The organism is Stenotrophomonas sp. GQ19 (assembly GCF_059758695.1).
In genome coordinates this window covers 100969-116214 of sequence record NZ_JCAXES010000001.1, presented here as the reverse complement: position 1 = coordinate 116214, position 15246 = coordinate 100969, and the positions used below count along the sequence as shown (strand labels likewise).

General features: G+C 65.9%; 10 protein-coding genes and 1 pseudogene. 5 read left to right on the top strand and 6 right to left on the bottom strand.

The genetic code is table 11. The features are described from left to right. The first annotated feature begins 5 nt into the window (after positions 1 to 5). On the top strand, positions 6 to 893 hold the full coding sequence (locus tag AC6CHL_RS00485; RefSeq protein ID WP_498293482.1) for a DMT family transporter: 888 nt from the start codon (positions 6 to 8) through the stop codon (positions 891 to 893). 78 nt (positions 894 to 971) lie between these two features. On the opposite strand, the gene AC6CHL_RS00480 is transcribed toward AC6CHL_RS00485, so the two are convergent. The 3 genes from AC6CHL_RS00480 to AC6CHL_RS00470 all read right to left on the bottom strand — a co-directional run bounded on the left by AC6CHL_RS00480 (position 972) and on the right by AC6CHL_RS00470 (position 10459). Next, positions 972 to 2138: a nucleotide sugar dehydrogenase gene (locus AC6CHL_RS00480; protein ID WP_498292770.1), complete on the bottom strand. Its 1167-nt coding sequence runs from the start codon at positions 2136 to 2138 to the stop codon at positions 972 to 974. Positions 2139 to 2342: 204 nt separating this feature from the next. Further along, on the bottom strand, positions 2343 to 3362 hold the full coding sequence (locus AC6CHL_RS00475; RefSeq protein ID WP_498292768.1) for a phosphotransferase enzyme family protein: 1020 nt from the start codon (positions 3360 to 3362) through the stop codon (positions 2343 to 2345). Positions 3363 to 3499: 137 nt separating this feature from the next. Beyond that, on the bottom strand, positions 3500 to 10459 hold the full coding sequence (locus AC6CHL_RS00470; RefSeq protein WP_498292766.1) for a putative Ig domain-containing protein: 6960 nt from the start codon (positions 10457 to 10459) through the stop codon (positions 3500 to 3502). Positions 10460 to 10642: 183 nt separating this feature from the next. On the opposite strand from AC6CHL_RS00470, the gene AC6CHL_RS00465 reads away from it, so the two are divergent. Genes AC6CHL_RS00465 through AC6CHL_RS00450 form a run of 4 tightly spaced genes read left to right on the top strand, consistent with a single transcriptional unit; the run spans position 10643 to position 12802 of the window. Next, positions 10643 to 11131 (top strand): phage tail protein, encoded by a 489-nt coding sequence (locus tag AC6CHL_RS00465; RefSeq protein ID WP_463600826.1) that lies wholly within the window; start codon positions 10643 to 10645, stop codon positions 11129 to 11131. A 13-nt stretch (positions 11132 to 11144) separates the two neighbouring features. Further along, on the top strand, positions 11145 to 11675 hold the full coding sequence (locus AC6CHL_RS00460) for a phage tail protein (RefSeq protein ID WP_463600825.1): 531 nt from the start codon (positions 11145 to 11147) through the stop codon (positions 11673 to 11675). A 51-nt stretch (positions 11676 to 11726) separates the two neighbouring features. Beyond that, complete coding sequence (locus AC6CHL_RS00455) at positions 11727 to 12260, top strand: phage tail protein (RefSeq protein WP_463600824.1); 534 nt, start codon at positions 11727 to 11729, stop codon at positions 12258 to 12260. Further along, positions 12257 to 12802 (top strand): GNAT family N-acetyltransferase, encoded by a 546-nt coding sequence (locus AC6CHL_RS00450; RefSeq protein ID WP_498292765.1) that lies wholly within the window; start codon positions 12257 to 12259, stop codon positions 12800 to 12802. Before AC6CHL_RS00455 ends, AC6CHL_RS00450 begins: the two co-directional genes overlap by 4 nt. On the opposite strand, the gene AC6CHL_RS00445 is transcribed toward AC6CHL_RS00450, so the two are convergent. From AC6CHL_RS00445 to AC6CHL_RS00435, 3 genes and pseudogenes are all read right to left on the bottom strand, one after another. Further along, on the bottom strand, positions 12795 to 13094 hold the full coding sequence (locus AC6CHL_RS00445) for a DUF6916 family protein (protein WP_038688735.1): 300 nt from the start codon (positions 13092 to 13094) through the stop codon (positions 12795 to 12797). The genes AC6CHL_RS00450 and AC6CHL_RS00445 overlap by 8 nt on opposite strands. Before the next feature lie 227 nt (positions 13095 to 13321). Then, positions 13322 to 14111 (bottom strand): annotated as a pseudogene (locus AC6CHL_RS00440) (APH(3') family aminoglycoside O-phosphotransferase). A gap of 111 nt (positions 14112 to 14222) precedes the next feature. After that, complete coding sequence (locus AC6CHL_RS00435; protein WP_038688738.1) at positions 14223 to 14744, bottom strand: helix-turn-helix transcriptional regulator; 522 nt, start codon at positions 14742 to 14744, stop codon at positions 14223 to 14225. Between the last annotated feature and the right edge of the window lie 502 nt (positions 14745 to 15246).

Here is a 15246-nt window from a genome sequence, read left to right as displayed (position 1 = left end):
CTCCCCTGCGTGCGGCACTGCTGATGCTGGGCAGCACGCTGGCCTTCGGGCTGATGGCCGTGGCCATCCGCTATGCCACCCGCTCGGTGCCCACCCAGGAAGTGGCGTTCTTCCGCAACGCCTTCGGCCTGATGGCCCTGCTGCCGATGCTGCTGCGCCCCGGTCGCGCGTCGCTGAAGACCCAGCAGCTGCCGCGCTACCTGCTGCGCAGCACGATCGGCCTGGCGTCGATGCTGTGCGCGTTCTGGGCGATCGGCCACCTGCCGATGTCGCAGGCGATCTCGCTGTCCTACTCCACGCCACTGTTCGTCACCATCGCCGCGGTGCTGTGGCTCGGCGAGACCGTGCGCGCGCGACGCTGGGCAGCGGTGATCATCGGGTTCATCGGCGTGCTGATCATCGTGCGGCCGGGCTCGACCAGCTTTACCCCCGGCACCCTGGTGGCGGTGCTGGCCGCGGTACTCAGTTCGCTGGTGGCGATCCAGATCAAGCAGCTCACCCGCGTGGACAGCGCCGATGCCGTGGTGCTGTACACCTACGTGTTCTGGGTACCGCTGTCGCTGGTGCCCGCGTTGTTCGTCTGGGTGTGGCCGACCGGCTTGGCGTGGGTGTGGCTGGCCGCCACCGGCCTGTTCGGCACGGTGGGCCAGCTGCTGTGGACGCGGGCGCTGCGCCTGGGCGAAGTCTCCGCACTAACCCCGATCAGCTTCATGCAGCTGCCGCTGGTTGCCGTGCTGGGCTGGCTGCTGTTTGGCGAAACACTGGACCGCTGGACCGTGATCGGTGCGGGCATCATCCTGGGCGCCAATGCCTACATCGCCCATCGTGAAGCGGTACTGGCCCGCCACGCCAAATCCCAGGCTGTCACCGCCGCGGCGAAACCCGGCGAGTGAAACGCCTGAACCGCATGCGCGGTTGGATCTTCATTGAAGATCTCGCCGCGCGCCGGAATCACACGAGAAGCAGACGGGTCAATCCGCGCCGAACAGATCTCGCGTGTAAACCTTGTCCGCCACCCTGGCCAGCTCATCCGTCATGCGGTTGGCAACGATAATGTCGGCTTGTGCACTGAACGCATCGAAGTCATTGACGACCTTGGATCGATAGAACTCCGGAAGCGTCAGAACCGGCTCATGGACGATAACCTCGATTCCCTTTGCCTTGATCCGCTTCATGACGCCTTGCACCGCTGAAGCACGGAAATTATCAGACCCTGCCTTCATGACCAGCCGGTAGATGCCGACGACCTTGGGGTTGCGACGCACGATCTCGTCGGCAATAAAATCCTTTCGCGTGCGATTGGCCTCCACGATCGCATGGATCAGATTCTGCGGAACCTTGTCGTAGTTCGCCAGCAGCTGCTTTGTATCCTTCGGAAGGCAGTATCCGCCATACCCAAATGACGGATTGTTGTAGTGGTCTCCTATACGGGAATCCAGACTGACACCGGCAATCATCTGTCGGGAGTCAAGCCCGTGAGAGCTCGCGTACGTATCCAACTCGTTGAAGTAGGCGACGCGCATTGCAAGGTAGGTGTTGGAGAAGAGCTTGATGGCCTCTGCTTCCGTGGCATCGGTAAAGAGCACCGGCACATCCTTTCGAATTGCCCCCTCCAGCAGAAGCCCAGCAAACACCGACGCCCGCTCTGACTGTTCACCGACGATGATTCGACTGGGATGCAGATTGTCGTAAAGCGCCCGCCCTTCACGAAGAAACTCCGGCGAGAACAGGATGTTCTCCGTGCCAAATTTCGCACGCAATGCACTGGTGCACCCAACCGGAACGGTGGATTTGATAACCACGACGGCATGCGGATTCACACGCATCACCTCTTTGATTACCGACTCGACAGAAGTGGTATCGAAGTAATTCGTCTTCGGATCATAATCAGTGGGCGTGGCCACAATCACAAACGTCGCGCCCGAATACGCAAGCTCGGAATCCAACGTAGCCACCAGATTCAGGCGTTTGCCTTGAAGAAACGCTTCGATCTCGCGATCTTCGATGGGCGCGCGCCCCGCATTGATCATTTCAACTCGGGCGCTGTCGATATCCAAAGCAACAACTTCATGGTGTTGCGCCAGCAACACCGCGTTGGACAGGCCAACATATCCAGTGCCGGCCACTGCGATCTTCATTCCAAGGTCCTTCTCAGGCAATTCAACGTACAAGAAGGAATGGTAGCAAATAGTCGAGTTGCGTCGTTTCTGCGCCCGCGCGCACGATCCACTCCATCTCCACGTGCAAACAGCCCGACCCTGTGCCGCCTGCCGGGGCCGGGACGGTGTCCGCCGGTAGAGCCACCCCATGCCGGTCGCACGACAGCCACCCAAGGGGTGCCGCTACCCCGCTTGCCCGGTGGCCGCGATCCAGCTGCGCGCCGCGCTGTCGACCACGTTGCCCGGCGCGAACTGCTCTTCCATGTAGCGCAGGGCCTGGCGACGCTGCGCCGGCGGGCGCGAGGCTGCACCCGGCTCAAGCAGCAGGTCATGGAACTCCTGCACGTCATGCAGGATGCGCCAATGCCGGTAATAGGCCAGGCGCTCGAAGTCGATGCTCACCTCGCCGTAGCCCTCACCGAAGCCCGGCGGATCATCGCGCCCCCAACGCCCGCCCACGCCGGCACCGACAAACATCAGGTCGCGTTCGCGCGGGGCCAGCAGCATGTCGTCCCAGTCGATCAGGCACAGCCCGTGGTCGGCACGCAGCAGCAGGTTGCCGGCGTGCAGGTCGCCGTGGCACAGCACCCGCGCCCATGCCCGGCCCTGCAATCGCTCACGCAGCTGCGTGCAGTGCTGCCAGACCTCGCCAATACGGGGCCGATGCTGCTGCCAGGCGCGCAGGAACTGCGCGGCAAGATCATCACGCACGGGCCAACGCACGTCGGTGCGATGCAGCCACGCACCTACCCGCTCCACCGCGCTGTCGTCATCGAAATGGGGTTGGGCCAGCCCGGCGCGGAGGGCATCCGGCAACGGCGTGTCGTGCACCTGCCGCAGCACTGCGCCCAGCCGCCGCCACTGCGCCTGCGACAGCGCCGACTCGAACCCGGATTGACCCTCGACATAGGCAAACAGCGTCCACTGCAGGCCGTCCAGCCGCAGTGCTAGGGCGCCCTCCAGGGTGGGCTGTGGCGCGGCGATCTCGGCCAGGCCGCGCTGGCTGCGCAGGTACTGCAGCACCTTCCACACCGTGTCATCGACGGCGTAGCGCCGGCATTTCAACCACCAGCGCGCGCCATCGCGTGCGATCACCTGGTAGACGGTGGCGCCCGCATCGGCACCGGTCGGCCGTTGCACCACCACGTTGGCGTGCACACCCCATGCCTGCGACAACGCCAGGCCAATCTGGGACGTGGACAATTCCTGAGGATGCAGCATCAATCCGCCGTGTTGCACGAACACGCCATCACTATGTCAGAAACATACGTGGCGCACAGCGCAACCGATCACGAACCACACCGCTGCGCGCTGCCGTCAGGACGGCAGCGCGCGTTGGGTTACGGCATGAACTTCTTCTCTGCGCCGATCAGGATCGACTGCACGTCGCCCGCCTGGCTGTCGAACAGGAACTGGTACTCGAACCGGAACAACCAGCCGGAGGTGGACTGGAACGGCGCCCCGATGCCGAGCAGCGTGCGGCTGCGCGACTGGTCGCGCAGCGACGCCGAGTAGGCCGGGCCGGACAACAGGTCGCTGTAGCGCAGGGTGGCGGCATTGCTGCCCTGGAAATCACGCTGGAACTCGATGCGTGCGCCAGGCAACCAGGTACCGCTGTCGGTGCGCACCAGGTACTCGCTGCGCAGGCCCAGGTTGCCGGTGCTGGTGCGCAGCTTCTGCTCGTCATAGGTCAGCGTGTCGCCCACCCGGCCCTGCTCGGTGTAGCCGTCCAGCGTGGCGTCGGCCACGTCCAGTCGTGCATACGGCGACAGCAGCAGGGTCTCGCTGCGGTGCTCGTAGCCCAGTGCCAGCGAGGCAAACAGCTGACGTCCATCGCGGCTGCCGTGCACGGTATTGCCATTGCCGGTGACGAAGCGCCGCGCGTCCAGCGACAACCACTGGTACCCCACCAGGCCATCGAGGTAGGTGTTGCGGCTCGGCCGCCAGCTGGCATACGTCGCCACGCTGTAGCTGTCCACGCTGCTGTGGCTGCCCTTGTTGCCGACATCAGAACTGTCGTGGCCGTAACCCACGCCCGCGCCGAGCGCCACGCCGTCACTGATCCGCGTGTCGGCGCCCATGCTCAGGCCGGACGTGGTGAAGTCCACCGAGCTGCGGCCGTTGCGGTTGTTGCCATTGCCGAAGCTGAGCGCGCCGCCGGTCCACACCGCAATGCCACCCGGCAGGCCGCCGGTGCCGCGGGTCGCATCGCCTGCCGTGGCATCGGCAGGATCTGCCGCAGGCTCGATCAGGTTCATGCGCAGGGAATCGGCCAGGCTCTGGTCTACGGCCGAGAGGCTGCCGCGCTGCCCTGCTCGTCCCGACGAAGCCGATGACAGGCTGATGCCGTTGCTGAAGCCGTCGCCGCCGCCACGATGCAGGCTTTCCAGACGACGCTGGAAGTTGTTGATCTGGCCGGTGGCCATGCGCCGGGTGGCGTCGGCCTGCGCGTCCAGGATGCCCATCACTTCGGCGTCCTTGGTCGGGTCGGGACGAGCAGTGATGGTCACCGCCAGCGTGGCCGGTGCGGAGGTCGCATAGGCATTGCTCAGCGTGTACACCAACTGCGCCACGCCGGCATACCCGCCGGCCGCGGCGAACTCCAGCCGGTAGCCAGCGTCGCTTGCCTTCACCGTGGCCGTACCCGCGTTGGCCGGCATCACCGACACCACGGTGGCCGCAGTGAACGGACCGCCGCGCGCGCCTTCGGTGAGCTCCACGCTGATGGTGGTGCCCGCCAGGCCACTGGCCGTGAGCGCAGCGGCGATCGGCTGCGGGTTGACGGTGACCGTCACCTGCGCCGGGGCCGACACGCCGCTGCTGTTGGCCAGCGTGTAGGTGAACCCAACCGTGCCACTGGCCTCCAACGGCGCCGTGTAGCTGATCTGCAGGCCGGCGACGCTGGCACTGCCGGTGGCCGGTGCAGCCGCAATGGCGGCGGTGTCGAACGGGCCGCCGCTGGCGCCGGTGGTGGCATCAAAGGTGACAGTCTGGCCGGCCAGCACCGTCACCGTCTGCGCCGCCGCCACGGCCTGCGCCTGGCTGACGGTCACGGTGATGCTGCGGGTGCCGGCGTAGTTCTGCCCGTCACTTGCGCTGACTACGAAGGTGCTGGTGCCGATGCTGGTGGGCGTACCGCTGAGCACACCGTCGGCTGCCAACGCCAACCCGGCCGGCAGGCTGCCACTGGTCACGCTCCAGGTGTAGCTGCCGTTGCCACGGGTGGCGCTGAACGCATGCCGGTAGGCCTGGCCTACCTGCGGCGCGGCCAGCACGGCCGGGTCGACCACGATCTGTGCCGGATCCACGGTCAACGTGTAGGCCTGGTCCACCGATTGCCCGTTGGCATCGGTGGCGCGCACGGTCAGCGTGCTGCTGCCGGCACTGACCGGCGTACCGGACACCACGCCACTGGCTGCATCCAGCTGTATCCCCGCAGGCAGGCTGCCGCCCTGCAGCGTGTAGGTGTACGGCGCCACCGCACCGCTGGCGGTCAGCGCCTGCGTGTAGGCCACGCCGACCACCGCGTTGGGCAGGCTGCCCGGGGTCACCACCAGGTTGGGCGCGGCCACCTCCAGCGTGTAGTTCTGCATCCGCTGGAACGGTGCGCCGGCACCGGTGGAGGAGTCGGTCACGGTCACTGCAATCGGGAAGTTGCCACTCTGCGTGGCCGTGCCGGACAACACACCGGTGGCTGCATTGAGGCTGATCCCGGCAGGCAACGCACCGGTGGCGGTGTAGGTGTACGGCGCGGTGCCGCCACTGCCGGCGAAGGTGGTCGAATAGGCCACCGCGTAGTCGGCCTGCAGGCTGCCTGCGGCCGGGGTCAGTGCCAGCGTCGGCGCGCCGGTCACAAGCACCAGGCCCTGCTGGTTGGTGACGCCATTGCTGTCGGTGACGCGCACAGTGACGGCGAAGCTGCCGGCATGGGTCGGCGTCCCGCTGAAGGCACCGCCGCCGCTGAACACGATGCCGGCAGGCAGCGCACCGGAGACCAGGGCGAAGCTGTACGGCGCGGTGCCGCCCGTAGCGGAGAGCGTGGTGCTGTACGCGCTCCCCACGGTGGCGGCCGGCACGCTGGTCTGGTCGATGGACGGACCGGCCGAGGTGCTCAGCGTGTAGCTCTGCGCGCCGGTATGCGGCCCTGCCCCACCCGAGCTGTCGGTGGCCAGCACGGTGAAGGTGCTGGTGCCCGACGCGGTCGGCGTCCCGGACAGCACGCCGCCGGTGGTCAGCGACAGACCCGGCGGCAACGCACCGGTGGCCGAGAAGCTGTACGGCGCCACGCCGCCACTCGCACTGAAGGTGGCGCTGTACGCCAGGCCCTGCGCCGGCGATGGCAGCGTTGCCGGGGTCACGACGATGGTGGGCGCAGCAACCTGCAGGGCATACGCCCGTGCGCCGGTCTGGCCGTTGGCATCGGTGGCCGTCACGGTGGTGTTGAACGTGCCACTGGCCGTCGGCGTGCCCGACAGCACGCCAGCGCCGGACAGACTCATGCCGGCCGGCAGTGCGCCAGCACTGACCACGAACGTATACGGAGCGATGCCGCCAGTGGCGGACAAGGCCTGCGAGTACGGAATGGCCACGGTGCCGCCGGGCACCGTCGTCGGCGCAACAGCGATGGTGGGCAACGCGACGACCACGTTGTAGTTCTGACTGATGCTGAAGGGTGCGCCTGCGCCACCGCTGGAATCGGTCGCGGTCACCGTGATCGCAAACGAACCAGGTTGGGTGGGCGTGCCCGACAACGTCCCGGTGGCCGCCGCCAGCGACATCCCGGTGGGCAACGTACCGGCCGTTACGGCATACGTGTAAGGCGCGACGCCACCGCCTGCGCTGAACGCCTGGCTGGAGGCCGCCGCGTAGGTGGCGTTGAGCGTACCGGCCGCCGGCGACAGGGTCAGGGTCGGCGCACCAATGGTGATGGTGTAACTGCGTTGCCCGTTCTGCGCAGCCGCATCGGTCACCTGCACCACGGCGGTGAACGAACCGGCCGTGTTGGGCGTACCGGAAATCACGCCGCCGCTGCTCAGAGTGAGGCCCGCGGGCAGCGCGCCCGACACCAGGGTGAAGGTGTACGGTGCACCCGCGCCCTGGGTTACCGACAAGGCCGCCGTGTACGCCGCGCCGATCGCCCCGTTGGGCAGGGTCGCCGGGTTGAGCACCGGAATGCCGGGCTGCACGGTGCCGTTGTAGGACCGGGTGCCATTGAAGGGGCCGACGCCGGTACTGCTGTCACTGGCCTGCACAGTGAACGCATACGGGCCTGCATTGATCGGCGTGCCGGACAACGTGCCGCCAGTGTTGAGGGTCATGCCGGCGGGCAAGGCACCTCCGACGATGCTGAAGGTGTACGGCGCCGTGCCGCCACTGGCACTCAGCGCCGCGCTGTAGGCTGCGCCCTGGGTGGGATCGGGGAGCGTTGTTGGCGTGAGGTCGATGGTGGGCGCACTGATCGTCATGGTGTAGGCATGCGCGCCCGTCATGCTGCCGGCATCGGTGGCCGTGACGGTCCAGTTGAACGAGCCCCCCGCCGTGGGCGTGCCGCTCAGAACACCCGCGGACGACAGCGTCACACCGGCCGGCAGTGAACCCGCGACGACCGCGAAGGTGTACGGCGCTATGCCGCCGCTGGCGGTCACCGTCTGCGAGTACGCACTGCCTACGCCCCCCACCGGCAGGCTCGCCGGCGCAATGACGATGGCAGGCGGCGCAACGTTGAGCGTGTAATTGGCCGAGACACTGAACGGCGCACCCGTGCCGGTGCTGCTGTCGGCGGCAGTAACAGTCAGCGGGAAACTGCCGGTCTGCACCGGCGTGCCGGACAACGTGCCGGTACTGCTGTTGAAGCTGAGTCCGGAAGGCACTGTGCCACTCAGGGAATACGTGTAGGGCGCATTGCCCCCCAGGGCGGTAAAGCTCTGGCTGTACGCCATTCCGTATGCAGCCAGCAGGGTGCCGCTTGCCGGCGACAGCGCAAGCGTGGGCGCAGCGATGTTGGAGGAGTAGGCACGCTGGCCTGTCTGCAGGTTGGCATCGCGAGCCTGGAAGGTCACGTTGAACGTGCCGGCCGCCGTTGGCGTGCCCGACAGCACCCCGGACGCCGACAGTGACACGCCGGCCGGAAGACTGCCCGCAACGACCTGGAAGGTGTACGGCGCCACGCCACCGCTGGCGGTCAGGGTCTGCGAATACGGCGCGCCCGCAGCACCGAACGGCAGCGTCAGCGGTGCAATGGCGATGGTGGGCGGGGACACCGTAAGGGTGTAGACGCGGCTGAACGTGTATGGCGCCCCGGCACCCGTGGTCGCCTCTGTCACGCTGACCGTGAAGGCAAACGCGCCCGCCTGGGTAGGCGTGCCGGAAAGCACACCCGTGGTGCCACTGAAGGTGAGCCCAGTGGGCAACGCGCCACTCAACGTGTAGGCGTAGGGACTGGTGCCACCGCTGGCACTGAAGCTCTGGCTGTAGGCGGACCCATAAGTACCATTCAGCGCAGCGCCAGACGGTGCAAGCGAAAGCACCGGCGTCGCGATGGTGATCGTGTACGCCCGCCCGCCGATGGACGCACCGGCATCGGCGACCTGGACAGTCACTGGGAACGATCCTACGGCAGTGGGCGTGCCGGAGATCTGCCCAGTGCTGGTATTCAAGGCCAGGCCGCCCGGCAAGGACCCAGCGACAATCGCAAACGTGTACGGCGCCCCTGCTCCGCCCGTGACCGTGAGCGATTGGGCGTAGACGGCCCCGGCGGTGCCAGCGGGCAACGTCGCCGGCCCGATCACCGGGGTGTCCTGCTGCACCGTGCCGCTGTAGGCACGCGCACCGGTGTAGGGGCCGCTGCCGGAACTGCTGTCCGTGGCCGTGACGGTGAACGCGTAGGCCCCGGCGGTGGTGGGCGTGCCGGATAGTACCCCGGTCGGGGAGAGTGTGACGCCAGCCGGCGCTACGCCACTGGTCACCGCATAGCTATACGGCGCAGTACCACCGGCAGCGGTAATGGTCTGACTGTAGGCCGCGTTGCGGGTGAGCGTGGGCAAGGTGGTGGGCGCAATCGAAATTGTCGGTGCGGACACGACCAGCGTGTAGCCGCTCGCCCCCGTGTTGCCGGCAGTGTCGGCGGCGCGCAGGGTGAAGTCGAAGGTACCGCCTGCGGTCGGCGTGCCGCTCAGGGTGCCGTTCGTGGCCAGCGTGAGACCTGCGGGCAGTGCGCCGGTGACCACCGTATAGCTGTAGGGCCCGCCGTTACCGCCGGTGGCGGTCAGCGTGGTGCTGTAGGCAGTGGCCACGCCAGCGTTTGGCAACGTCGTGGGCGCGATGATAATCGGCGGAGCCGTCGAGACCACCATCGTAAAGGCCGTCGCGTCGCGATACGGGCCAGTCCCGGTGCTGCTGTCAAAGGCGCTGATGGAGGAAGCGTAGCTACCCACTGCGGTGGGGGTGCCCGACAGCACGCCGGCTGGACTCAAGACGATGCCCGGCGGCAGGTTGCCGGTGTCCCGGGCGAAGCTGGTGTACGGCGCCGTACCGCCCTGCCCGACCAGTTGATGGCTGTAAGGCACGTTCACAGTCATCGTCGGCGGGGGCAGCAAGGTGATGGTCGGCGTGTCCACCACGAACGTATAGGCCTTGCTGGTGGTCAGGCTGGCGGCATCGGTGACATTCACCGTGACCGAATAGGTGCCGCCGCCACTGGCGGTGCCCGAGAACGTGCCATTGCTGAAGGTGATGCCCGGCGGCAGCGTTGCCGCACCCAGGGTGTAGGTGTAGGGAGCAGTACCGCCGCTGCTGCCCATGAGCAGCGTGTAGCTGCCACCAATGATCGGCTTGGGCGCGCTGGCCGGCGTCACGGTGATGGGGGAGGATGCGGCGCCGATGTTCACGGTGACATTGACGGTTTGGCCGTTGTCATCCTTGAAGGTGAACGTGTCGACCAGCGCGCCACTGCCGTTGTTGGTGTAGGTGACCCGGTTGGTCAGCGAGTTCACGCTCACCTGGCCGTGGGCAGTGGCGTAGTTGTTGGGATTGCCAACCGGACCGCTGCCCCCGATGCCGCCGAAGGAATCGCAGGCGCTTGCATCGATGACGATGGTGCCGCCGGAGACCATGGGCGAGGTGGACGGCACGGTGTTCGCATCGGGCACCGTCATGTCAGGGCAATTGGCAGCCTGCACACCGGCCGACCACAGCAACGCCATCCACAGTGGCGTCAATATAATGACGCGACGCAGTTTGAATGCCGACAGCTGATTCACCACGGCCAGCGCTGCGCGCTGGACCCACGTTCCCTGTGCCATGAGTTTATCCCCTGAAACCAGGGCCGCACTTCCCCACGAAAACGCCCCCCGGCGGGCGTAGTAGGAAACCAGCGGCAGCACTTGTCAAGCACGATGTGTTTGATGAACAGTACAGCCACGCTTGGGGTCAGGAGCGGGAGCTGTAGTCAAGGAAAGGGGATAGCCACCGTGTCGGATGCATTTATGGGGCAGATAATCATCAACTCATTCGGTTTTGCGCGAAAATACACCGCCTTCTGCAACGGAGGCGAGCTGCCGATCGCGCAGAACCAGGCGCTGTTTTCGCTGCTGGGAACCTTCTATGGCGGCAACGGTGTTACCACCTTCAAACTGCCGGACATGCGCGGGCGCGCAGCGGTGGGGCAATCGCAGAATCTGCCGATCGGCAGCGCAGGAGGCACGGAACAGGTCACGCTGCTCTCGACCCAGATTCCGCAGCACACCCACATCGCCATCGCCACCAGCGACGACGGCACGGCCCGTACTCCGGTGAACAACCTTTACGCAAAAGCGGGCCGCAACCTGTACGGACCGTCCAACGCGCAGACGGTGGCACTGCATCCGTCGACACTTTCCAGCAGCGGGCAGACCCTGCCCCACGACAATATGCAGCCCTACAGCGTGCTTAACTTCTGCATTCTGCTGCAGGGCATCTACCCTTCGCGCAACTGATCGGAGATCTGGAATGAGCGAAACATTTATTGGTGAGATCCGGTTGTTGCCTTACAACTTCGCCCCGGCTGGCTGGCTGGACTGCGATGGCGCACTGGTGCCGATCAGCGAATACGACACGCTGTTCACCCTGATCGGCACCACCTACGGCGGTGACGGCGTAAACACCTTCGCATTGCCCAACCTGAGCGGACGCGTTCCGGTCCACCAAGGCACGATGCCTGGCGGCAGCACGCGGGTTCTGGGCCAATTGGGCGGCAGCGACACCGTCACCTTGACCCTGCCGCAACTGCCCGCGCACAGCCATCCCATGCTGGCCACCACTGCAGCGGCCAACTCGCCGAATCCAACGGCGGCCTCCGTGCTGGGCGCGGTCAGTGGCGACACCATGTACACCGCCGACATCACCGGGATTGAAAGCCGATCCCTGGCGGCAAGCATGCTCAGCCCTGCAGGCGGTGCGCAGCCGCATGACAACACCATGCCGAGCCTGACAGTGCGCTACTGCATCAGCATGTACGGCATCTACCCGAGCCAGGGTTGAACACCCGCCCTATCCACCATGGACCACAGCACTGCCACAGGGATTTGACCCATGACTGACCCGTTTCTAGGCGAAATCCAGATGTTCGGCTTCCAGTTCGCGCCCTACCGCTGGGCAATGTGCACCGGACAGATTCTTCCCATCCAGCAGAACACCGCGCTGTTCGCCCTGTTGGGCACGAACTTTGGCGGCGATGGCCGCGCCACGTTCGGCCTGCCCAACCTGCAAGGCAACGCGGCCGCCAGCCAGGGACAGAATGCGGGCGGCGTTCTGCGCACGCTGGGCGAGCCTTTTGGCACTGCCCAGGTGACGCTGTTGCCCACGGAAATGCCACCGCACACTCACGCCATGAACGTGTACGCGCAACGCGATCCAGCCAAGCTGCACGGCACACCCGCGCAGGGCGATGCAGTGACCATTCCAACCACCACCTCGCCCTTTGCCGACACCACGCCGTCCAATGCCAGTTTTGCACCGACCATGGTGGTGCCCACTGGCGGCAGCCAACCGCATGAAAACCGGCAGCCCTACCTGACGGTGAACTTCTGTATTGCGTTGAGCGGCGTGTTCCCGCAACGCCCTTGAACCACGCACTGCCCGGGTTTCCCCTGTCGCCGCCACCGGTCGTGGCGGCGACCTCCCCGTTGCATGCCTGTGGGGTAACCCTGCGTTGCGCCGAAGCAGCTGATCTGACCTTCCTGCGCGCGCTTTATCATCAATCACGCCACGCCGAACTGGCTGCAGTGCCGTGGCCACCGCCGTCCCGGCAGGCCTTCCTTGACAGCCAGTTCGAACTGCAGCACCGCCACTATGTGAGTCACTACCGGCAGCCCGAATTCCTGATCGTGACCCGCAACGATGCCGCGCTGGGGCGCCTGTACCTACATACCGAAAATGATGCGCTGTGCATCGTGGATATCCTGCTGCTGGACACCGTGCGTGGCCAGGGAGTGGGAACCGCCCTGCTCGGCCACGTGCAGCAACTGGCGCACCTGCGTGGCTGCCACCGCGTCCAGCTCAGCGTGCTGCGAGACAACACCGCCGCGCAGCGCCTGTATCACCGTCTGGGATTCATCCAGAGCAGTGCGGATGACAGCCGCATCGGCATGTGCCTGCCCCTCAGTTGAACAGTGCCTGGTAAATGAACCCGGTACGATCGCGCGCGATCGGCACCAGGAAGATGCCGAACTCACCCAGCGCTTCATGCTGCATCGGGTAGGTCTTCTGCGGGAACACGATCGCCGCTTCGTGGCGGAACAGCAGCGAGAACGGTGCGCGTACCTGCCCCGGCAGTGACTCACCCGGCTGCAACGGGCGCGCCTCGACCAGCACGAATGCGGTGTTTCCCACATCGCCCAGGGCAACCTCGAACGTCTGGTTCACCAGTCCCGCAAAATTGTCCAGGGCAAAAAACTGCATGCGCTTCCCATCCTTGCAACGCCGGGGTCAGGGAGCGAGTCTTGCACAAAGCCGTCGCGGGCGGAACTCCATGCGCGCGTAGCGGGGCACACGTCTGCAACCGCCGCGCCCGGCGTCAATGGACAGTGCTTCAGCACCCCACGGCGGGGCCAGCGCACGCGGCGATTGAACGTGTGCCCGTCAAGTTGACAGGCAAGGCAGTGGACGATGCGTCACGTGGTGCGCCCTTAGAAGAACTCGTCCAGCAGGCAATAAAACGCCAACGCCGCAGGATCGGGCACGGTGCCGTAGCGCGCAAAGAACGGCGCCACCCACTGCTCGCCGAGGTTGCTGGCAATGCTGCGCGCAGCAAGCGCGAGGTCCTGGTGGCGATCGGCCACGCCCAACCGTCCGCAGTCGATGAACCCGGTGAAGCAGCCCTGTGCCGCCATCAGGTTGGGCAGGCACGCGTCGCCGTGGGTCACGACCAGGTCCGCCTGCGCCGGCACGCTCGCCAGCAGCGCCGCGAAGACCCCGCGCGCGCGTCATCGAAATCGTCGGCATCCACGGCGCCGGCGTCCATGCGTGCCCGTGCCGCCGCCAGGCGATGCGGCAGCCGGTGGTCAAACGGGCAGGTGTCGATCGGCAGCCTGTGCAGCACCTGCAGCGCATCGGCCACCAGATGCACGACCTGCAGCGGGGCGAGGTCCGGCGACGATGCCAGGTCACGGCCGGGCACCGCGCGCATCAGCAACCAGCGCCCACTGGCATCGTCGTGCGTATCCAGCACCTGCGCCGCCTCCACGCCCTGCCCCTGCAACCACCGCAGGCGCGCCACTTCATCCAGCAGTTCACCGAACGGATCCTCGGCCGGCTCGCGCTTGAGGAACACATCCGGGCCGTCGCCGCCGTACACCCGGAACACATCCGCGCGTGAGGCGCCGATCGCCTGGGCCTCGATGCGGCCGCCGGCCAGGCGCTGGCGCCACACGTGGGGAAGAAGCGGGGTGGTAGGGCAACTCCCGGGGGGTGTTGAATTCGACATGCTTTTATCGTGCGGCCGGCCGCATCAAATGCAAGGCGGCGAACCAGGCGTGGAGATCGAGACAATGATGCCAGCCATGGGCGATCCCCCGGGCGGGGCGCCCCTCAACGGAGGTGCGCAACACGCCTGGATGTCGGAGAGGGAAGACGGCAGATCTCCTTGGTCAGGTTGACCTGCAATGCCGTCATCGCCACCTCGAGGAGGTTGCCTTCCAGCACATAGCCACCCCGCCCCTGCAACCAAACCAGCACATCGGCAAGGTGCCAGATCGAGGTGCTGCCAGCGTGCACAGGCAGTGGAAAGCTGTCGGCGTGTGCAAGCATCAACTTGCGCATGTTCTGACGGCTCATACCGACAATGTCCGCGACGTCGGTCAAACCCACCAGATCAGGAGAAACTTCGATCAGGCGAGCGCTGGGAACGGCACTCCGAACGTCGTCCAGCGCGCTGTGTACGGCTGCATCGGCACTGTCAGCCTCACGAACGAACGCCAGCGCGAGCCGCCCTGGCAGGCCAACGCCCACCAGCGCATCATCGCAGCCAGCTTCCGCGAGCCGTTCAACCAGGGCATCAGGATCCTGATCGGTCTCGGACAGGTGGTACTTCAGGGTAAAAGTAAATTCCATGCCGCTACTCCTCGGCGGTGCGTGATGCAGCAAGCACAGTGCAGCCATCCACCATGCGCTGCAGCGCGCGTGCGTGATTGCCAGGGTTCTTCGGGGTGCTCCAGACACTTGTAATGCAGAACTCACCACAGCGGCAATCTCTGTCCTTATACGGACAGTAAAGTCGTCCCCAAGCATGACTGCCACCCGGAACAACCCGCCAACCACGCGCTTCGGCATACCGGAGGGCCACCTCAACCTCCTTCTTCGGGTGAGCCGGTCGGCCCATCACCGATATCCAGCTTGCAGCGCCGAGTACAGGTTGTCAAATGACAACCATAACGGCGCACGTAATCGTGTCATCTCCAGCTCCTTTTCATCGACGGATTCTCGTGTGTTCCCATCGTGGGCAGCGGACGTGCTCACGCACCACCACCGGCACCCGATTCTGTGAACCCAACGCAGTCCGGACCATCGAACCGTGATATTGCGACGCGTCATGTAAACGGTTACATCCCCTGCT

Excerpts from the sequence above, each read along its gene's own strand:
- AC6CHL_RS00480 (WP_498292770.1), bottom strand. The coding sequence starts at position 2,138 with ATGAAGATCGCAGTGGCCGGCACTGGATATGTTGGCCTGTCCAACGCG.
- AC6CHL_RS00470 (WP_498292766.1), bottom strand. The coding sequence starts at position 10,459 with ATGGCACAGGGAACGTGGGTCCAGCGCGCAGCGCTGGCCGTGGTGAAT.
- AC6CHL_RS00465 (WP_463600826.1), top strand. The coding sequence starts at position 10,643 with ATGGGGCAGATAATCATCAACTCATTCGGTTTTGCGCGAAAATACACC.
- AC6CHL_RS00460 (WP_463600825.1), top strand. The coding sequence starts at position 11,145 with ATGAGCGAAACATTTATTGGTGAGATCCGGTTGTTGCCTTACAACTTC.
- AC6CHL_RS00455 (WP_463600824.1), top strand. The coding sequence starts at position 11,727 with ATGACTGACCCGTTTCTAGGCGAAATCCAGATGTTCGGCTTCCAGTTC.
- AC6CHL_RS00445 (WP_038688735.1), bottom strand. The coding sequence starts at position 13,094 with ATGCAGTTTTTTGCCCTGGACAATTTTGCGGGACTGGTGAACCAGACG.
- AC6CHL_RS00435 (WP_038688738.1), bottom strand. The coding sequence starts at position 14,744 with ATGGAATTTACTTTTACCCTGAAGTACCACCTGTCCGAGACCGATCAG.